Source organism: Streptomyces sp. CB02400, assembly GCF_001905725.1.
GTDB classification, from domain to species: domain Bacteria; phylum Actinomycetota; class Actinomycetes; order Streptomycetales; family Streptomycetaceae; genus Streptomyces; species Streptomyces atrovirens.
Genome location: NZ_LIWB01000002.1, coordinates 369,939 through 388,263, shown reverse-complemented (window position 1 = coordinate 388,263; position 18,325 = coordinate 369,939). Strand labels below are relative to the sequence as shown.

At 72.3% G+C, this 18,325-nt stretch carries 17 protein-coding genes and 1 tRNA gene; 4 read left to right on the top strand and 14 right to left on the bottom strand.

The window, feature by feature from the left end; all coding sequences use genetic code 11:
- The first annotated feature begins 1 nt into the window (after nt 1).
- Complete coding sequence (locus tag AMK33_RS06880) at nt 2-2,749, top strand: ABC transporter permease (RefSeq protein WP_073931833.1); 2,748 nt, start codon at nt 2-4, stop codon at nt 2,747-2,749.
- Between the two features lie 220 nt (nt 2,750-2,969).
- Complete coding sequence (locus AMK33_RS06875) at nt 2,970-3,941, top strand: ABC transporter ATP-binding protein (protein ID WP_073931832.1); 972 nt, start codon at nt 2,970-2,972, stop codon at nt 3,939-3,941.
- 19 nt (nt 3,942-3,960) lie between these two features.
- Here AMK33_RS06875 and AMK33_RS06870 read toward each other — a convergent pair whose 3' ends face one another.
- The 9 genes from AMK33_RS06870 to AMK33_RS06830 all read right to left on the bottom strand — a co-directional run bounded on the left by AMK33_RS06870 (nt 3,961) and on the right by AMK33_RS06830 (nt 13,982).
- Nucleotides 3,961-4,626 carry a hypothetical protein gene (locus AMK33_RS06870; RefSeq protein WP_073931831.1) on the bottom strand — a complete coding sequence of 222 codons (666 nt, stop codon included), beginning with the start codon at nt 4,624-4,626 and terminating at the stop codon, nt 3,961-3,963.
- Nucleotides 4,623-5,045, bottom strand: coding sequence for an acyl-CoA thioesterase (locus AMK33_RS06865; protein ID WP_073931830.1), 423 nt, complete (start codon nt 5,043-5,045; stop codon nt 4,623-4,625). The genes AMK33_RS06870 and AMK33_RS06865 overlap by 4 nt, the downstream gene beginning before the upstream one ends.
- Before the next feature lie 4 nt (nt 5,046-5,049).
- Entirely contained in the window at nt 5,050-6,714 is a 1,665-nt protein-coding gene (gene ettA, locus AMK33_RS06860) for an energy-dependent translational throttle protein EttA (RefSeq protein WP_073931829.1), read from the bottom strand.
- A gap of 225 nt (nt 6,715-6,939) precedes the next feature.
- The gene (locus tag AMK33_RS06855; RefSeq protein ID WP_143203809.1) at nt 6,940-7,518 is read right to left on the bottom strand and encodes a hypothetical protein; all 579 of its coding nucleotides are present in this window, start codon (nt 7,516-7,518) and stop codon (nt 6,940-6,942) included.
- A 209-nt stretch (nt 7,519-7,727) separates the two neighbouring features.
- On the bottom strand, nt 7,728-8,018 hold the full coding sequence (locus AMK33_RS06850) for a hypothetical protein (RefSeq protein WP_235618000.1): 291 nt from the start codon (nt 8,016-8,018) through the stop codon (nt 7,728-7,730).
- 126 nt (nt 8,019-8,144) lie between these two features.
- A complete protein-coding gene (locus AMK33_RS06845; protein WP_073931826.1) occupies nt 8,145-9,560 on the bottom strand; it encodes a Cys-Gln thioester bond-forming surface protein in 1,416 nt (471 codons plus the stop codon).
- 297 nt (nt 9,561-9,857) lie between these two features.
- Nucleotides 9,858-10,337 (bottom strand): single-stranded DNA-binding protein, encoded by a 480-nt coding sequence (locus AMK33_RS06840; protein ID WP_073931825.1) that lies wholly within the window; start codon nt 10,335-10,337, stop codon nt 9,858-9,860.
- 225 nt (nt 10,338-10,562) lie between these two features.
- Nucleotides 10,563-12,368, bottom strand: coding sequence for a YfjP family GTPase (locus tag AMK33_RS06835; protein ID WP_073931824.1), 1,806 nt, complete (start codon nt 12,366-12,368; stop codon nt 10,563-10,565).
- 3 nt (nt 12,369-12,371) lie between these two features.
- On the bottom strand, nt 12,372-13,982 hold the full coding sequence (locus tag AMK33_RS06830) for a dynamin family protein (protein ID WP_073931823.1): 1,611 nt from the start codon (nt 13,980-13,982) through the stop codon (nt 12,372-12,374).
- A 322-nt stretch (nt 13,983-14,304) separates the two neighbouring features.
- Here AMK33_RS06830 and AMK33_RS06825 point away from each other — a divergent pair.
- Nucleotides 14,305-14,377 (top strand) — tRNA-Arg (locus tag AMK33_RS06825).
- Between the two features lie 203 nt (nt 14,378-14,580).
- On the top strand, nt 14,581-15,510 hold the full coding sequence (locus AMK33_RS06820) for an alpha/beta fold hydrolase (protein WP_073931822.1): 930 nt from the start codon (nt 14,581-14,583) through the stop codon (nt 15,508-15,510).
- A gap of 185 nt (nt 15,511-15,695) precedes the next feature.
- On the opposite strand, the gene AMK33_RS06815 is transcribed toward AMK33_RS06820, so the two are convergent.
- The 5 genes from AMK33_RS06815 to AMK33_RS06795 all read right to left on the bottom strand — a co-directional run bounded on the left by AMK33_RS06815 (nt 15,696) and on the right by AMK33_RS06795 (nt 18,263).
- The gene (locus AMK33_RS06815; protein WP_073931821.1) at nt 15,696-15,971 is read right to left on the bottom strand and encodes a hypothetical protein; all 276 of its coding nucleotides are present in this window, start codon (nt 15,969-15,971) and stop codon (nt 15,696-15,698) included.
- A 146-nt stretch (nt 15,972-16,117) separates the two neighbouring features.
- Nucleotides 16,118-16,399, bottom strand: a complete 282-nt coding sequence (locus AMK33_RS06810; RefSeq protein ID WP_073931820.1) for a hypothetical protein — start codon at nt 16,397-16,399, stop codon at nt 16,118-16,120.
- A gap of 190 nt (nt 16,400-16,589) precedes the next feature.
- Complete coding sequence (locus tag AMK33_RS06805) at nt 16,590-17,456, bottom strand: tyrosinase family protein (protein ID WP_073931819.1); 867 nt, start codon at nt 17,454-17,456, stop codon at nt 16,590-16,592.
- A complete protein-coding gene (locus tag AMK33_RS06800; protein WP_073931818.1) occupies nt 17,440-17,898 on the bottom strand; it encodes a tyrosinase family oxidase copper chaperone in 459 nt (152 codons plus the stop codon). Before AMK33_RS06800 ends, AMK33_RS06805 begins: the two co-directional genes overlap by 17 nt.
- 95 nt (nt 17,899-17,993) lie before the next feature.
- Complete coding sequence (locus tag AMK33_RS06795) at nt 17,994-18,263, bottom strand: hypothetical protein (RefSeq protein WP_073931817.1); 270 nt, start codon at nt 18,261-18,263, stop codon at nt 17,994-17,996.
- Nucleotides 18,264-18,325 lie beyond the last annotated feature (62 nt).

Sequence of the window (18,325 nt, the reverse complement as noted above, 5' to 3'; positions counted from 1 at the left end):
CGTGAGCGAGCGGAATCCGGGAGGGGTGCGGGTGGGCGTGCCCTGGGTGCGTACCCGGTTGCGGTCGGCGCCCGGTGCGGCTGCGGCGCTCGCGGTGCTGGTCGCGGTGACCGCGTTCCTGGCCGCCGCGCTGCCGCTCGCGGTCGACCGGTACGGCGACGCGGGGCTGCGCCGGTCGGTGGAGGTGGCCGGGCCCGGCCGCACCACCGTCCAGCTGTACGCCTCCCGGCCCGACGGCGTCGTACCCCTCGAAACGTGGGAGGAGCAGCTGCGCGAGGACGCCGTGCGCGGCCCCTACGCGAAGCTCTTCGCGCTGCCCGGCCGTTCCCTCCCGCTCGACCCGGACCAGTCGTCCTACGGTGTGCGCACCACCCGGCGGCTGGCGGCCCCGGACCCGTATCTGTCCCGGCCGGACGGGCTCGCCCCGCAGTTCCACCTCGTCGCCCCGAGCGGGCTCGCCGGCCACTCCCGGCTGCGGGAGGGCCGGCTGCCGAAGGCCCCGGACGACGTCACCGCGTCGACGACGGCGGTCGAGGCCGCCGTCACCGCCGAGACGGCCCGGAAACTGAACATCGAGGTGGGGTCGGTCGTCCACGTGCCCGGTGTGGAGCGCGCCCCGCTCGCGGTGCGGGTCACCGGTGTCGTCGAACCGCGTGCGCCGCGTCAGGCGTACTGGTCGACGACCCCCGTGCTGCGCGGCCCGAACCTGATGACCGTGCCCGGCGATCCGTCGCGCAGCGTGTTCTGGGTCGGCGCGCTGCTGCTGCCCCCGGACGCGGCCCCGGCGCTGCTGGGCACGGGCGGGATCCCGGAGCGGTACTGGATGCTGGCCCCCGAGGTGTCCGCCCTGCACGGCTACGACCTGCCGCGGCTGACGTCGGCCGTCGCCTCCCTGGAAGCGGGCCCGCTGCTCCAGCGGGCCCGTGCGGTCGCCGCGCCGACCGTGGAAGCGGAGACCTCGCTCGACGAGGTGTTCGCCGGGTACACCGGGCTGCGTTCCGTCATCGGCCCCCTGGTGGCCGTCGCCGCCTTCGGCACCGGCACGGTCGCGGCCGTCGTCCTGCTGATGGCGGGCGGTCTCGCCGCCGACCGGCGCCGCGCCGAGCTGACCCTGCTGCGTGCCCGCGGCGCCTCCCTGCGCGGTCTCACCGGGCGGCTGCTGGCGGAGACGGCGGTGCTCGCCGTGCCGGCCGCCGCCCTGGGCCTGGCCGCCGCCCGGCTCACGGTCGACGGGGGCCGGCCGTCGTACGCCGTGGCCGCCGCCGGTGCCGTCGCCCTGCTGGCCTCCGTGGCGCTGCCGCTGCGGGCCGTCGCCGCACACCGCGCGGTACGGGTGCACACCGCCCGTGACGACCTCGCCTCGGCCCGCCCGTCACGGCGTCGCACGGTCGCCGAGCTCACGCTGCTCACGCTGGCGGCGGGCGCTGTCGTGGCGCTGCGCACGCGCGGTACGCCGGACGGCGAGGAGGCGTCCGGGGACGGGCTGGTGTCGCTGGCCCCGGTGCTGGTGGGGATGATCGCCGCGCTGGTGCTGGTGCGGCTGTACCCGCTGCCGTTGCGCGGGCTGGCCCGTCCGGCCGGGCGGCTGCGGGGTGTGGTGGGTCCGCTGTCGCTGGCCCGCGCGGGCCGTACGTCCGGGTCCGCGGTGCTGCCGCTGCTCGCCCTGCTGACGGCGCTGACCACGGCCGCGTTCGGTGGTTCCGTCCTCACCGGTGTGGCCGACGCCCGGGACCGCGCGGCCGTCCTCGGCGTCGGCGCCGACGCCCGTGTCGAGGGGATGCAGCCGTTGCCGTCGGGGCTCGCCGAGCGGGTCCGGCGCGCACCCGGCGTCCGGGACGTCACCGCCGTGAGCGTCTCCTACGAGGGCATGCCCCCGGGTGGCCGGCTGACCGTGCCGGTGGCCGGGGTCGACCCGGCCGGTTACGCGGCCCTCAGCCGGCACACGGACATCGGCGCCTTCGATCCGGAGGTGCTGAAGGCGTCCGGTGCCGGTGCCCTGCCCGCCCTGGCCTCCCCGGAGGTCGCCGACCGCTACGGCACCCGGCCGTTCCGGGTGCGCCTGGAGGACGGCAGTGACATCACCGTACGGATCGTGGAGGTGCGGGAGCGGACCCCGGTGCTGGCCGGGCTGGACTTCCTGGTCGTGGACCGCTCCGGGCTGCCCGACGGCCCCGACCGCCCGACCACGCTGCTGGTGACCGGGGACCGGCCGGACGCGGGGGCGCTGCGCGAGGCGGCGGGCGGTGCCGCGCAGGTGTGGCTCCGGGCGGAACAGTTCGCGCGGTACGTCGACTCGCCCCTGCAGTCCGGCGCCGAGCGCGTCTACACGGCGGCGGTGGCGGCGGGCGCCGGGTACGCGGTGCTCGCCCTGCTGCTGACCCTGCTGCGCGCCGCGCCCGAACGCGCCGCGCTGCTGGCCCGGCTGCGCACCATGGGCCTCACCCGCGCCCAGGGCCGCCGCCTGCTCGTCCTGGAGTCCCTGCCGCAGGCGCTGCTCGCGGCGGCCGGCGGCACCGTCACGGCGTGGGCCGCCATCCGGCTGCTGTCGCCCGGCATCGATCTGACGGCCATCGCCGTCTCCTCGTCCGCGTCCCCTGCGGGGCGGGCGGCGCTGCGCACCGACCCGGTGTCCCTGCTGGTACCGGCGCTGGCGGTGGTGGCCGTCACCGTCGGGATCGCGGCGGCGCAGGCCTGGTGGACGGGGCGCAGAGGGTCGGTGCGGGAGCTGAGGGCGGGCGATGCCCGATGATCCACCCGGCACCCTCCCCGACGCCTTCCCCGGCAGCACTTCCCTCGACGTCCCGCCCCTCACCCGCGACGTACCACTCCACGCCCGCACCCCCTCCCGCCTCACCCCGGCCACCACGGCCACGGCACGGCCACCCCCGTCCCGGGCCCGGGTGGCCGCACGGCGGCCGGGTCCGCCCGTGCGGTGTCGCGGCGACCGACTCCCGCCCAGGAGGCCCCCGATGACCTCGGACCCCACGCTCGCCGAGCTGGCCGGCCGCGTCGCCGCCGACCGCGACCGCCCGGCCTACGGCCATGACGCGCTCATCACCTGCGACCGCCTGGTCCGTGTCTTCACCGCGGACGGGGTGGAGGTGCAGGCGCTCCAGGGGCTCGACCTCCTGGTGCGGGAGGGCGAGTTGATGGCGCTCGTGGGCGCGTCCGGCAGCGGCAAGTCGACCCTGATGAACATCCTGGCCGGCCTGGACACCCCCACGGCCGGTGCGGCGCGCGTGGCCGGCCGTGATCTGCTCACGATGACCGCCAGGGACCGCCTCGCCTACCGCCGTGAGGTCGTCGGCTTCGTCTGGCAGCAGACCTCCCGCAATCTGCTGCCCTATCTGACCTCGGCGCAGAACGTCGCCCTGCCGATGCAGCTCGCCGGCCGCCGCGGCAACCGCGCCCGGTCCGGACGCCGCGCCCGCGCCGAACGCGCCCTGGAACTGCTGGAGCTGCTGGAGGTGGCGGACTGCCGCGACCGCCGCCCGCATCAGATGTCCGGCGGTCAGCAGCAGCGCGTCGCCATCGCCGTGGCCCTCGCCGGCGACCCTTCCGTACTCCTCGCCGACGAGCCCACCGGCGAACTCGACTCCCACACCGCGGAGCAGATCTTCGCCGCGTTCCGCACCGCGAACGAACGGCTCGGCACGACCATCGTGATCGTCACCCATGACCAGGCGGTGGCGGGCGAGGTCCGCCGCACGGTCGCCATCCGCGACGGCCGTACCTCCACCGAGGTGCTGCGCCGCAGCGAGGTCGACGCGGCCACCGGCCACGAGACCGTCGTCGCCCGCGAGTACGCCATGCTCGACCGCGCCGGACGCCTCCAGCTTCCCGCCGAGTACACGAAGGCGCTGAACATGCGTGACCGTGTCGCGCTGGAGCTGGAACCCGACCACATCGCCGTCCGCCCGGACGACAGCGAGGGACGGTGAGCGGGTGCGCGGACCGCTCTCAGCGCACGCTGAGGCCCAGCGCCCCGAGGCCCGCCCGGCGCACGGCGACCGACCCGTAGGGCGTACGCAGCCGGAGCCACGCCCCCGAGGAGAACAGTCCCTGTTCGCCGCCCCGCAGGAACCCCAGTGACTGGGCGGCGTGCACCGCCCGCACCGGAAGCCCGGTCTCCGCGACGGTGCGGGACCAGATCTCCCGCCCGATCCGGTCGAGCTCGGCCCTGGTACGCAGCTCGGGCGCCAGCTCCTCCGTACGGGAACGGAACTCCGCGACCGACGCGGCGACGAGCCCGCGCAGCTCCCCGGGCGCCGGCAGTCCGGGCTCGGCCCGCCAGCCGCCGCGCGGCGGCAGCACCCCGGCCCACGGCGGCCCGGTCACCGCGCCCGGCACGGCGGCCGTGGCGGCGGACTCGTCCACCGACTCCAGCAGCTCACCGGCGGACACGGTCACGTCCAGCATGACGTCCAGCCCGTTCTCGTACGGCTTCGCCAGCCGTACGGCGCGGATGGCGAGCACCTCGAAGGAGGGCGGCCGGCCGAAGACGGCGAGCGCCGTGCCGGCCGCCTGCAACCGCACCGCGGCGGAACGGTCGTAGTGCAGCAGCCGGGAGAGGAAGGCCGCGAGATCCGCGGCCTCCCTCTCGTCGGCGAGGTGGAGCACCGTCATGCGGCGACGGCCTCCTCCTCTTCACCGGCGGTGTCGTCCGTGTACTCCTGGAGGAACTCGCGCTCCTCCGCGGTGATCCGGCGCGGACGCTGCGCCTCGAAGTCGAACGGCACGATCACCGTCGACGCGCGGACGTAGACGAGGTCGTCGTCCTTCACCTCGTAGGTGAGGGTGAAGGACGCCGCCCTGATCTCCGTGACCCACAGCTCGATGTCGACCGGGTGGTGCCGGTGGACGAGCTGCCGCTTGTAGTCGATCTCGTGGCGTGCCACCACGGACCCCTGCTTGAAGTCCTTCTCCGGGCGGAACAGGAAGTCGATACGGGCTTCCTCCAGGTAGCGGAGGAACACCACGTTGTTGACGTGGCCGTACGCGTCCATGTCCGCCCAGCGCAGCGGGCAGCGGTAGATGTGCCGCAAGAGATCAGCCCCGGGTCAGCTTCTTGTAGGTGGCGCGGTGCGGACGCGCGGCGTCCGCACCCAGCCGCTCGACCTTGTTCTTCTCGTAGGACTCGAAGTTGCCCTCGAACCAGAACCACTTGGACTCGCCCTCGTAGGCGAGGATGTGCGTGGCGACCCGGTCCAGGAACCACCGGTCGTGGGAGACGACCACGGCGCACCCGGGGAACTCCAGGAGGGCGTTCTCCAGGCTGGAGAGCGTCTCGACGTCGAGGTCGTTGGTCGGCTCGTCGAGGAGCAGCAGGTTGCCGCCCTGCTTGAGGGTGAGCGCGAGGTTGAGGCGGTTGCGCTCACCGCCGGAGAGGACCCCGGCCGGCTTCTGCTGGTCCGGGCCCTTGAACCCGAAGGCCGAGACATAGGCACGGCTCGGCATCTCGACCTGGCCGACGTTGATGTAGTCGAGTTCGTCGGAGACGACCGCCCACAGGGTCTTCTTGGGGTCGATGTTCTCGCGGCTCTGGTCGACGTACGAGATCTTGACGGTCTCGCCGACCTTGATGGAACCGGAGTCCGGCTCCTCCAGCCCCTGGATCATCTTGAACAGCGTGGTCTTGCCCGCGCCGTTCGGCCCGATGACGCCGACGATCCCGTTGCGCGGCAGCGTGAAGCTGAGGTCGTCGATGAGGAGCTTCTCGCCGAAGCCCTTGGTGAGGTTGTTGATCTCGACGACCACGTTGCCCAGGCGCGGGCCCGGCGGGATCTGGATCTCCTCGAAGTCCAGCTTCCGCATCTTGTCGGCCTCGGCGGCCATCTCCTCGTACCGGGCCAGACGCGCCTTGGACTTGGCCTGCCGCCCCTTGGCGTTGGACCGCACCCACTCGAGCTCTTCCTTGAGGCGCTTCTGCCGCTTGGCGTCCTTGGCGCCCTCGACCTTGAGGCGGGCGGCCTTGGTCTCCAGGTACTTGGAGTAGTTGCCCTCGTAGCCGTGCAGCCGGCCGCGGTCGACCTCGCAGATCCAGCCGGCGACGTTGTCCAGGAAGTACCGGTCGTGGGTGACGGCCACGACGGTGCCCTCGTACTTGGCGAGGTGCTGCTCCAGCCAGTTCACCGACTCGGCGTCGAGGTGGTTGGTGGGCTCGTCGAGGAGCAGCAGGTCGGGCGCCTCGAGGAGCAGCTTGCACAGCGCCACGCGGCGCTTCTCGCCACCGGAGAGGTTGGCGACCGGCCAGTCGCCGGGCGGGCAGCCCAGGGCGTCCATGGCCTGCTCGAGCTGGGCGTCGAGGTCCCAGGCGTTGGCGTGGTCGAGCTGCTCCTGCAGCTTGCCCATCTCGTCCATGAGCTCGTCGGTGTACTCGGTCGCCATCTGCTCGGCGATCTCGTTGAACCGGTCGAGCTTGCCCTTGACCTCGGCGACACCCTCCTGGACGTTCTCCAGGACGGTCTTGTCCTCGTTCAGCGGGGGCTCCTGGAGCAGGATGCCCACGGTGTAACCGGGAGTGAGGAAGGCGTCACCGTTCGACGGCTGCTCCAGCCCCGCCATGATCTTGAGAACGGTCGACTTACCGGCACCGTTCGGACCGACGACACCGATCTTCGCCCCCGGCAGGAAGCTCAGGGTGACGTCGTCGAGGATCACCTTGTCGCCGTGCGCTTTGCGCGCCTTGCGCATGGTGTAAATGAACTCAGCCAAGAGAAACCGTCCGGCAGCTTGAAATCTGGCAGTGGGCAGATACACCCCATCTTGCCGCACCGCCACCCCAGGGACGAAACGCGTTAGCTGCGGGGCCCCTGACCTGGGGTTTCCCGGATGGCTCCTGAGCCCCGCCTGTCACTGTCGGTCACCGTCGGTCGGCCTCGGGCACTCTCGCACGACCCAGGGACGGCCCAGAACTCGACCGGGCGCGGTCGAGCGGCCTCAGCCGTGGCGTTCGGCGAGCAGCCGCTTGCGGTGGCCTCTGCGGCGGAAGGCGGTGACGAGGGCGACGGTGGCGCCGATGCCGATGCCGAGCACCGGGAGAAGAATGGCCAGTATCAGCCAGCCTCCGAGCGTGACGAGGCCTCCGGGGTCCCCGATGGCGTACCGGGACGGCCCTCCTTGAGAGGAACAGGTGACCTTGTAGTCGCCTGCCCGCGGCACGTCGATGGTGTAGAGCGGGTTCCAGGTCTCGTCGCGGGTGAGGAACACGTCGATCCGCGGATCGGTGAGACCGGGGTCGCCCGGACCGGTGATGTCGCACGCCTGGCGGAATGACGGGCCTCGGTCCCTGATCCAGATCGCCTTCTCGTGTTCCGGATCGAGCCGCAGCGTGACGGTGTCGCCGTCGGCGAACTGGTTGTCCGTGTCCACCGCGTCGATCACGTTCTTGAACCGGTACACGCCGATGGCCATGCCCAGCACGATCAGCACGACGGAGATCGCGGCCGCCGTCGCGTACCAGTGACGACCGGGCCGGAGTTCGTTCGCCGGTATCCGCGGCGACGGGAAGGGCTGCATCGACACAACCTAGATCACCTGTGTTGTCCGGCACTCGCCCCGTCTTGCCCGACCACTGCCCCTCGGGCGCCCCGGTCGGCGGCGCCGCTTCCCTTCACCCGAGCGGCACGGGAGCGACCGGGAGCCGCGCTCCTCGAAGGCCTCACGCAGCGAGGAGGGCCTCACGCAGCGCGGTGAGAGCCTTCGCGTGCGCCTACGAGAGATCCGGATCAGGTATCGGAGTCGGCGTGGCCCACTACTTCGGTGAAGTAAGGCCAGCCGTCCGTTTCGAGATTCCGCACCGGTGACGGAATCCCCAGAACAGGTGCCGCGGCGTCGAGCAGGCGCCGGACCGTTCCCGGTTCGTAGAGGTTGAGCCAGGCGCGGTCGGGGAGGCGCACGACCGTACCCGCCTCGAAGTACGAGTTCGAGACGATTCCGCTCGGGCCCGGGGCGAAGACCAAGGACGATCGGCGGCGACCGTTCTGCGCCGGCACCTCCGGGAAGAGGGAGAGTGTCAACCGGCAGTCGGCGTAGTCGGGTCTCACCCGCTGCCGGACCGACCAGTACCAGACAGTCCCGTCCACCACGAGGCGGCGGACACGTCGATCGTTCCCCATCGAGCTGCTCCGGGCACCAGGGGTGTCTCAGTCGCCGGAGGGGGTGTTCCTGCGGCGGGTGATGACCAGGCCCGCTCCGCCGAGGACGACCAGGGCGATCGCGGTGCCGGCTATCCACGGGGTGGCGCTGGAGGAGCCGGTCTCGGCGAGGTTGGTGTCGGTGGGGGTGTCGGTCAGGGGGGTGGGGCTCGGGCCCGTGAGGGTGTGGGTGGTGGTGCCGATCTCGGCGGCCCGGGTGAGGCAGTCGAGCATGCCGGTGAAGCGCTGCTCGAAGCCGTTCGGGCCCGTGACCGTGAAGTCGTAGGGCCGGTCCTCGCTCAGCGGGACCGTCACCGTGCGGGACTCGCCGCCCGCGACGGTGTGCTCCGCGCCCGCCACTTCGAAGGTGAACGGCTCGTCGTCCTGGTTGGCGACGGTGACGTCCACCCCGCCCTCTGCGCAGTTCTCGCGGGCGGACAGCGCGGGTATCGCGCCCTTGAGCGCCCAGGTGGCGCTCGCCGTCGCCGAGACCGTCGACTCGCTGGAGCCGGCCAGGATCTGCGTCTGGCTCCGGCTCTCGGAGACGAAGGCGCGGCCGACCGGCACCGTCGTCGAGGCCTGCGCGGTCAGCTCGGCGGTGTCCGCCGCCGCGTCCTCGGGCACCTCGAAGAAGACCTGGCTGCCGTCGGTGGCGGTGGTGACGGGCTCGCCGTCCTTGTCCACGATCCGTACCCCGGTCGTGGTGGCGTCCGCCGGCGGGGAGACGGTCACGCTGCGCGCGTCGGTGCGCACCGTCACCGGGCCGATCCGCTCACCCGGGCGGCCGGAGACCGCCGGCGGGTCCAGGGCCAGCGACGCCTTCGGCTCCGCCTGGTCGCGGGCGTTCTTCTGCAGGTAGTCGGCGAGCTGCTCGGCCTGGGGGTCGACGGCGTCCACGGAGACGTCGTCGGAGTACCGCCAGATGGCCACCTGCGTGCCGGCCGCCGCGTCCTGCTCGGTGAGCCGGCCGCGTACGCCTGCCTTCTTCGCGAGTGCCGCGAGGTCGTTGACCTGCGGGTAGGAGTTCCGCAGGATCCAGCGGATCCGGCCGGCGTCCTTGTTGGTGCCCAGTGAGGTCCCGCTCCAGGCGGTCTCGTGGTACTTGGCGTCCTTCTGCGTGGGCGTCCGGATGTCGACGCAGTACGTCTGCAGCATGCCGCCGCCCTCGACGGACATCTCGAACAACCCCGCCGACACCTGCTGGTCCCCGGCTGCGCCGTGTATCACTGCCGTGCCGTAGGTCTTGAGTCCGCCTATGGTCGCGGCCGCCCCGCCGTGGTCCGGCGCCGTCTCCTCGTCGGCGGCGGCCACCGTCCCGGCACCGGCCAGTACGGCTGTGGCGACGAGTCCGGACACCAGCGCCCCTGCGGCGAGGCGGGCCGACCCGCGTCCGCGCGCGGGCCCCGCGGAGAACGAAGCAAACACCGAAATCCTTCCCGGGCGGGACCCGTTGACGTGGGGGGGCTGACGGTCCCACCAGCAGAATCACCGGCCCCGGGAGTGCCGGGAGCCATGCCCGGCATCCTAAGGAGGCGGCGATGCGCGCTTGCCGATGATCGCGTCGGAGGAGTGATCCGACTCGGAATCGTTATCGCGGAAGCCGTCGCGAGCAGGGCTTATCGACAAATCCACCCAGGATGTTCCGGTACGCATCTGCCGATAAGCCTCGGTTCGGTCAGCGTCGGTTCGGTCAGCGTCGGTGCCGAGGTCGAATCGCTGACCTCATGTCACCGTCGCCGGTTCCGGCTGCCGTTGGGGCGTGGCTCCGTCCGCGGTCGCCGAATCCTCTGTCCCGTTCTCCCAGTCGGGTTCGGGACGCTCCGGCACGGAGGCCTGCTCCGGTCGCTGTGCGCGCCGGAAGGCGGCCGTGCCCCGGGCGAGGTCGTGGCCGATCGACACCGCGTCGATGTCCGCCGACATCCACCCCTGCTGCCCCTCGCGCGTCTCCGTACGCACCTTCAGCCGGCCCTGCACGATCACCGGCTCGCCCACCGACAGCGACGCCGCCGCGTTGGTGGCGAGCTGCCGGTTCGCCCACACCGTGAAGAAGTTGGTGTGTCCGTCCGCCCAGGCGCTCTTCTCCCGGTCCCAGTACCGGGACGTGACCGCGATCCGGAACCTGGCCGCGGGGCCGGACACCGTCTCCCGGTACACCGGCCGCGTCGCCACGTTGCCCACCACGCACACCATCGTCTCGTTCATCGTGTTCCCTCCCTCGCCCGGACCCGCCGGCCGCGCACGGCGACACCGGCGCCGGGCTGATACGCGCACGGGCCCGTCCCGTACGGCTGCCGTCCGGCAGGGCGACCGCGGACCGTCCCGCGATCGCCGCGAAGCCAGACTGCCTCCGTCGGGCCGGGCCCGCTGAGCGCTGTGGACCACCGCCGGCCTGTGGACATCCCCGCCACCCGAAGGGGGCGCTCCGCCTCAGCCCCGGCCGGCCCCCGCCCCCGCCCCCACGACCCGCCCGTACTGCTCCCGTACCTCCTGGTACCGCAGCAGCTCCGCCGCCACCGGATCCAGGACGCGGGCCCGGCCGCACCCCGAGGCCGCCTCCCGCAGCCGTCTCTCCGCCTCCTGCCCGTACCGCCGGGCGGGCCCCCGGGCCGCCATGCGGCAGCTCCACTCGACGAGCGGGCCGCCGACGATGCCGATCGCCATCAGCAGCACCGGCACCCCGAGGTTCGGCGCCATGACCCCGATGATCTGCGCCAGCAGCCACAGTCCGCCGACGAACTGAAGCACCGTCATCGACACCTGGACGAGTACGGCCAGCGGCCACCACCCGGGCCGCGGCGGCCTCCCCGGCGGCAGTCCCGCGCGTACGGCCAGCTCGTCCAGCGCCTCCGGCAGGCCCTGGGAGCCGCGTACGGCCGCCTCCCGCACCGCCAGCGCCCACGGCGCCGGCAGTCCGGCCGAGGCGCGGTCGGCCACCGTGCGCACCGCCTGTTCCACGCGCTGCCGGGCCGTCGCCTCCTCGTCGGGCCGGCCGCGCGCGGCGACCCGGCCGGTGGACGGCTCGCCCCGCTCCTGGCACCAGCGCCACAGCCGCAGCCAGGGCGTGCCGCACGCGCGGTTCGCGTTGCGCAGCCAGGCGCGTTCGGCCGCCTCGCCCGTGGCGGTGGCCCCCACGGCGTCCGCGAGCCGGTCGGCGAACTCCTCGCGCGCCTCCTCGCTCAGTCCGGTGCGCCGCCGGGTGGCGTACACGGGCCACAGCCGGGCCGCCGCGATGTCCACGTCCGCGGAGATCCGCCGGGCCGGGGCTCCGCGTTCGGCCACGAACCGGGCGAGCGATTCCCGCAGTTCGCCGACCCCGTCCCCGGTGAGCGCGGACAGCGCCTGCACGATCGTGCCGGGTTCGCCGTACTCCCCCAGGACGATGCCGTCCTCGTCGAGCAGCCGCCGCAGATCGTCCAGGACCTGCTCGGCGGCCTCCCCGGGCAGCCGGTCGGTCTGGTTGAGGACGACGAACATGACCTCCGAGTGGGCCGCCATGGGCCGCAGATAGCGCTCGTGCAGCATGGCGTCGGCGTACTTCTCGGGGTCGACGACCCAGATGACCGCGTCGACCAGGCCCAGGACGCGGTCCACCTGCTCCCGGTGCTGGACGGCCGCCGAGTCGTGGTCGGGCAGGTCGACCAGGACCAGCCCGCGCAGCCGCTCGTCGGCGTCCGCGGTCGCCTGGAGGGGGCGCCGCCTGAGCCTGGGCGGGATGCCGAGGCGTTCGATGAGACTCGCCGCGCCGTCGCTCCAGCTGCACGCGATGGGCGCGGCGGTGGTCGGCCGCCGTACGCCGGTCTCCGAGACGGGCACTCCGGCCAGCGCGTTGAACAGCTGCGACTTGCCGCTGCCGGTGGCACCCGCGATGGCGACGACGGTGTGCTGTCCGGAGAGCCGGCGCCGCGCGGTGGACTCCTCGATGACCCGGCCCGCCTGTGCGAGGGTCCGGTTGTCGAGCCGGGTGCGGGAGAGCCCCACCAGCTCGCGCAGCGCGTCGAGCCGCGTCCGCAGCCAGGGGTCGTACGCGAGCGGGGCCACGGCCTGCGGCACGGGTGTGCGGGCCGCCGCCGGCCCGCACTGCTCCTCGTCGGCGCTCCCGTTCACCCGGCGCGCGATCAGCCCGTCGTCCCAGGGGCTCGCGGTGTCCGTACGGGGCGGTCCTCCGGCGTCGCGGTCGGAATGCTCGGGGTGCTCGGGGTGCTCGGTGTGGTCCTGGTCAGTGACGGCGGTCACCGGTCACCTCTCCTTCTGCAGTACGGACAACGCGGCGATGAGTTCGGCCTGGGGCTCCGCGTGCACCTCGAGCGCGTCGAGCGGGGCGAGCCGGCGTTCGCGTTCGGTGTGCATGACACGGTCCACGTGCGCGACGAGCAGCCGTCCGCCCCGGTCGCGCAGCCGCAGCGCACCGTGCGCGCCGATCCGCTCGGCGAGCCCCTCCCCGGCGGTCCGGGCCCGGCGGCCGCCCAGCAGTGCCGTGGCGACCAGCGCGGCGACCGTCTCGGGGTCGGGCGCGGCACTTCGGTCCAGCTCCCGCACCTCGTCCTCGGCGTACTCCTCGAGCTCGCGCCGCCAGCGCCGTACGGCCAGCCCGATGCGGTGCTCGGCGCTCTCGGGCGCGGCGCCGCGGCCGGCGAGCTCGGGGGCGTCCGCCGCGGGCTCGCGCCGCCAGGCGTCGTCGACGCGCTCGTCGGCGGCGGCGACGGCGCACAGCAGCAGCTCGCTCAGGCTCTCCACCAGGGTGTCGAGGAGTTCGCCCGGGGTGCAGTCCAGGGGGAAGGCGCGCCACCGTCTGAGCGCGTCGCCGGCGAGTACGGCTCCGGCCTGCAGCCGGCCCCGCACGCGCGCGTGCTCGCTGTCGTACGCCGCGTCGACGGCGGCGGTGAGCCGCAGCGCGGCCGCGTACTGCGCGGCGGCGGCACCGGCCAGTTCGGGCATGCGGGTGTCGAGGGAGCCGAGGACGCCGTACGCGGTGCGGGCCATCACGTGCTGCCGGGCGGCGGGATCCAGCGTCTGGTGGACCAGCCAGGTCCGCAGCGAGGCCACGGCGGTGGCGGGCAGCAGTCCGCCGCCCCAGGCCGACTCGGGCAGCTCGGGCACGGTGAAGCGCGGTACGTGGCCGAGTCCGGCCTTGGTGAGCAGGGCGCCGTACTGCCGGGACACCTCGGAGACGACCTGGTGGGGTACGCGGTCCAGGACGGTCACCAGGGTGACGTCGTACTCCTTGGCGGTGCGCAGCATGTGCCAGGGCACGGCGTCGGCGTAGCGGGCGGCGGTGGTGACCATGACCCAGATGTCCGCGGCGCTGATGAGTTCGGCGGCGAGGACCCGGTTGTCGGAGACGAGGCTGTCGATGTCGGGCGCGTCCAGGAGGGCGAGGCCGGGCGGCAGGGTGTCGGCGGTCTCGACGTGCAGCACCCGCGCGGGGTCCTCGCCGGGCAGGAGCAGGTCGTCCGCGGGGTCCCGGTGGTGGGGCACCCACACGCGCGTGAGGTCGGGCAGCACCCGCATCCCGCTGAACCAGTGGTGGTCCTCCGGGTGGCAGACGAGCACCGGTGTCCGGGTCGTGGGCCGCAGTACGCCCGCCTCGCTGACCCGGCGGCCCACCAGGGAGTTCACCAGGGTGGACTTCCCGGCTCCGGTGGATCCTCCGACGACGGCCAGCAGGGGCGCTTCGGGGTCTCTCAGCCGGGGCACCAGGTAGTCGTCGAGCTGCGCGAGCAGTTCGTCGCGGTTGGCACGCGCGCGTGCGGCCCCCGCCAGGGGCAGCGGGAAGCGTGCGGCGGCGACACGGTCGCGCAGGGCGGAGAGTGCGTCGAGCAGCTGGGGCCGTACGTCCAAGGTCACCACATGCGAAGAATGCCCAATTTTAGGGGAATTCTGAAGCATATGTGTATGCCTGCGCGCCGACGGGACACAAGGGACGGAAGGGACGACCGCGACGCGCGCACCCCCCAGGCATAACGAGTGCACAACACCCGGTGGCGCGAGGGACCAAAAGCGGTGCACGATTCGTACCTGCCTGCGATTATCAGGACCGCTTCACCGAACCTCCACATCGAGCCACGGAGGCGAGGCAACAGGGACAAGGATGCGGGAGCCCTATCCTTGTCTCCGGCGACGTCACGGACAGGCCCGAACCCGGGCACCACGACGACAGGCCACCACACCGGCCCCCGTAGCTCAGTGGATAGAGCAGGCGCCTTCTAAGCGCTTGGCCGCAGGTTCGAGTCCTGCCGGGGGCGCAATCACCTCCTGACCAGCGGAAACGCTGGTCTTTTTCATTTCCGGCGCGATGCGCATCGCTACCAGGCCAAGCGCCTTGCCCTACTCCGGTCCGCGAGCCCTGTCGTCAGGATCGCCCACCTTGGAGTGATTACACCGGATTTTCCATGATCCTGGTAATCATGGATCGGTTCGCTGTCTTTCGCCCTTTCCGGAGCCGTTCATGCGCACTGCCGTCACCGCCGTCCAGGACTCCGTGGAGGAGCGGGATCTCACCTTCGAGGGGTTCGCGTACACGTGCCGGATCGTCCATCAGGACGCGCCGCGGACGGCTCCGCTGCTGCTGCTCGGAGGCTCGTCACAGGACCGGTACTCCTGGCAGAGCCACGAGAGATGGCTGGCACCGCTGTGCACGCTGATCACCGTGGACCTGCCCGGTTACGGCAGTTCGGACTTCCTGCCGGCCCACTACGGCATCGACTTCCTCGCCGACGCCGTCCAGCACATGCTGACGGAGATCGACGTGCCCGAGGTGAACCTGTTCGGCGGCTGCTTCGGCGAGGTCGTCGGCCTCCGCTTCGCGCAGCGGCATCCGGAGCCCGTCCGGCGCATCGTCTTCGGCGGCGCGGCGATCCGCCTTCCCGACATCTACACCGACGCCGTACCGCGCGTGTCACGCGCGCTCGAACGGGGCGACATCGAGGGGGCCGCCGAAGGGCTGGTCCGGCTGTTCATGTCGAACCCGGGCGCCGGCAAGGTCCGTAGGCACGCGGCGGTGGCGCGCCTCCTCCACCGGCAGTTCATGAACCAGACGCCGGACGAGCTCAGGAAGGCGGTCGAGCACAACACGAGGCTCGTGACACACGGTTGCTACGAGCCCCTGCCCGTGCCCGACGTGCCCTCGCTGGTCTTCACCGGCGAGTACGACACCCTGTGCACCCCGGAGATGGGCCGTGAACTCGCCGCGACGATGCCCTCGGCGCGGTTCACCACCGTCAAGGAGACGGATCATCTGGTCACGGTCGAACGCAGCCAGGAGTCCGCGGACCTGATCGGCCGCTTCTGCACCGACCGCCCCATCGACGGCCTGCCGTACTGCGGCACCGTCGAGTCGCCGTGCGCCGACACCGTCCACGCGACGGCCTGCCGTTGAGGATCCGCCTCCGTCCGGTGACACGGGCCCCGCGAGGGCGCCGTCACCGGGGAGGTGCGTTCTCGCGTCCGGCACCCACGCAACGCGCGACGGCCGGGACCCGATGTCGGGTCCCGGCCGTCGCGGGGTGGCTCACACGCCGGTCGCCGACGCGGGAAGGACGCCTCGGCCGTCTCGGCGGGAAGTCAGGACTTCTTTTCGGCGGGGAGGGTGGCGAAGCTGTTGCAGCTCAACTCACCTGCGCCCGAGCAGGTCACCGACTGCTTGTTGACGACCTGGTACTTCCCGTCCTTGTTGGTGAACACGTACTCGCTCACCTGAACGCAGCGAACGTTGCCGTTGCTTTCCTCAACGCACTTGGCGGGCTCGCTCTCGGCGAAGGCCTGACCGGCACCGACACCAGCGAGCACGATGCCCCCGAGGGCTCCCACCGTCGCTGCGATCTTCTTCGAAATGAACATCTGCTCTTTTCCTTAACGGGCGCCCCTCCACGACTGAACGGAGGGGCGTTCCCAACGCCTGAATCGGCATATAAGCCGAACAGGCCCGGGACTCGAGCACCTGGGCTCCAGTCCCGGGCCTGCCTGGATCAGCTGGTCACAGACCGTCAGCCGCCGAGGCCGAAGGCCGCGTTGCACTCCAGGGCGGAGTCGGCGGACGCGGACGCGACGCCACCGAGCGCGCCGACGGCGATGGCGTTGTCGTTGAGGACGTTGTTGAGGACGTTCAGCCCGACGTTGCTGTTGTCCTCGTCCTGCGAGCACGACGTGCTCTGCTTGTTGTCCAGCTTGACGTGCGGGTCCTCACCGGCGTGGCTGACGCCGGCGCCGAGGAAACCAACACTGCCGAGCATGGCCGCGACGACCGCGGCCTTCTGGAACTTACGCATTACCTCTCCGTTTCTCGTTCATGTCGGCACAGTCCGTTATGGGCTGTTCACCAACAGTCATGACTATAGGTGACACTTTGAGGCGTTTCGCAATCGAAACGCCCAATTGCGTAAGTTCCCTGCGAAGTTGCAGGTCAGCGCGGTGCGAGGGGGTATCAGATGGCCGAACGGGAGACGTGGACGGGTCGTGTCACGCGTAGCGGTACGTCGCGCTGACGTCCTCCAGCTCCCCGGGGGTCACGTCCCACGGCGGCAGCCTCTCGTGGCGGGACACGATCCGGCCGTGCTGCTCGTCGCCGGAGCCCGGCGCGGTCGCGGGCCGGTAGCGGGCCCCGTCGTGCCTGCGCTGCCAGCGGTACCACTGCAGGTCGACGAAGGCGTGGTGGAGCCAGAAGACGGGGTCGTTGACGGAGGCGGCGGAGAGCATGATCCCGCCGACCCAGCGGTGCACCCGGTTGTGGTTGCGCCACGAGACGCTGCCCCGGCCGGTGCCCCAGCCCTCCAGCCGGTTGCGGAAGCCCCGCGTGACCGTCGAGTCCCAGGGCGCCACGTCGTAGGCGGACTCCTTCAGCGCCCACTCCAGATCGCGCTTCCCCGGCAGGTCGAGCGGGTCGGCCCGGCGGCCGAGGTCCCGGGTGAGGAACTCCCCCTCGGTCACGTTCACCCGGATCGTCCATTTCCCTTCCCGGTACGCGAACGGACCCGTCGTCACCTGGCGGTCGGAGCGGCGCCCGTTGCCGCCGAGCAGGTCCGCGGTCCACGGCGCGGAGCGGGCCGTGCGGTCGCGGGTCCAGTCCCAGTACGGGAGGGTCACCGAGGAGTCCACCCGGCGCAGGGCCTCCTCCAGGTCGAGCAGGAACCGGCGGTGCCAGGGCAGGAAGGAGGGTGCCATGTGGGCGGTGCGCAGTCCGCGCTCGCCGTCGGAGGCGTAGTACGCGATGTGCGTGCGCACGAACTCGTCGTACTCGCCCCGCCGCTTGACCTCGAGCAGCGCGTTCACGAACCGGCGCTTCTCGGTCGCCGTGAGGGTGGCGGCGTCCTTACGCACGTACGCCATGGAGGCCTCCCCTGTGCTCGTGCCGCGGTTCCTCGCCCGCGTCGCGCAGCCGCTCGCCGGGGGCGAGGGCGTCCACGGCGGCGCGGGCGGCGTCGAGCGGTGTGGGGTAGGAGCAGTAGTGGTCGACCATGCTCAGCCAGGTGCCGTCGGCCCGGCGCATCAGGTGCAGGGGGCGGCCGTCCACGGTGACGTGCCAGTGGCCGTCCGCGGCCCGCGTCCCCTGGATGCGGCGGCCCCGGTGCGTCCGGTCGAAGGAGGCGCGGCCGGGGGCCTTCCCGGGCGTGGGGCGCGGTGCGCGGAAGGCGGCGAGCAGCGGTGCCAGGGCCGCGGCGAGCGCGCCGGCGCGCAGTCCGCGGGTCACGTCCCGCCGTGTTCTGCCCTCCGAGGCCGGTGCCGGTGGCGGCTGTGTGCCTTTCGGGGTTCCGTCGATGTCGATGACCATCGGTCCAACTCCCTCGTCCATACGATTTTCCGTAGCGGCAAACGGAATCCGGCCCCCAGTGGAAACTGGGGGCCGGATTTCGCAGGGGGTGCTTTTCAGGCGTGCAGCCCGAGGTCGCCGTGGACCGGCTTGGCCTCGTTCACCGTGGCCGCCGCTTCCTTCGTCGTGCCGAGCAGCGATTCGTCGTCGGTGTCGACGAGCGCCTCCGACTCGTGCGCCGGCATCAGCTCGAAGGGGACCGCGGTGTGCAGGCCGGTGTCGACTCCGGTCTGCGCCAGATCGAGGGACACCGCGTACGCGGGCGCGGCGGCACCGGCGGCGATCAGGGTTCCGGCAAGGACGGCGGCAGCCTTCAGGGACTTCATCGTGTTCCTTTCTTCGGCAACGCGGGGGTCGGTCGCCGGAGGGGAATTCTGTCGCCGTGCCT

Bases quoted from the DNA above. Each gene is read 5' to 3' on its own strand.
- AMK33_RS06855 (WP_143203809.1), bottom strand. From the start codon at position 7,518: ATGCAGCCCTTCCCGTCGCCGCGGATACCGGCGAACGAACTCCGGCCC.
- AMK33_RS06805 (WP_073931819.1), bottom strand. From the start codon at position 17,456: ATGGCGTACGTGCGTAAGGACGCCGCCACCCTCACGGCGACCGAGAAG.
- AMK33_RS06795 (WP_073931817.1), bottom strand. From the start codon at position 18,263: ATGAAGTCCCTGAAGGCTGCCGCCGTCCTTGCCGGAACCCTGATCGCC.
- AMK33_RS06870 (WP_073931831.1), bottom strand. From the start codon at position 4,626: ATGACGGTGCTCCACCTCGCCGACGAGAGGGAGGCCGCGGATCTCGCG.
- AMK33_RS06820 (WP_073931822.1), top strand. From the start codon at position 14,581: ATGCGCACTGCCGTCACCGCCGTCCAGGACTCCGTGGAGGAGCGGGAT.
- AMK33_RS06815 (WP_073931821.1), bottom strand. From the start codon at position 15,971: ATGTTCATTTCGAAGAAGATCGCAGCGACGGTGGGAGCCCTCGGGGGC.
- AMK33_RS06840 (WP_073931825.1), bottom strand. From the start codon at position 10,337: ATGAACGAGACGATGGTGTGCGTGGTGGGCAACGTGGCGACGCGGCCG.
- AMK33_RS06800 (WP_073931818.1), bottom strand. From the start codon at position 17,898: ATGGTCATCGACATCGACGGAACCCCGAAAGGCACACAGCCGCCACCG.
- AMK33_RS06810 (WP_073931820.1), bottom strand. From the start codon at position 16,399: ATGCGTAAGTTCCAGAAGGCCGCGGTCGTCGCGGCCATGCTCGGCAGT.
- AMK33_RS06875 (WP_073931832.1), top strand. From the start codon at position 2,970: ATGACCTCGGACCCCACGCTCGCCGAGCTGGCCGGCCGCGTCGCCGCC.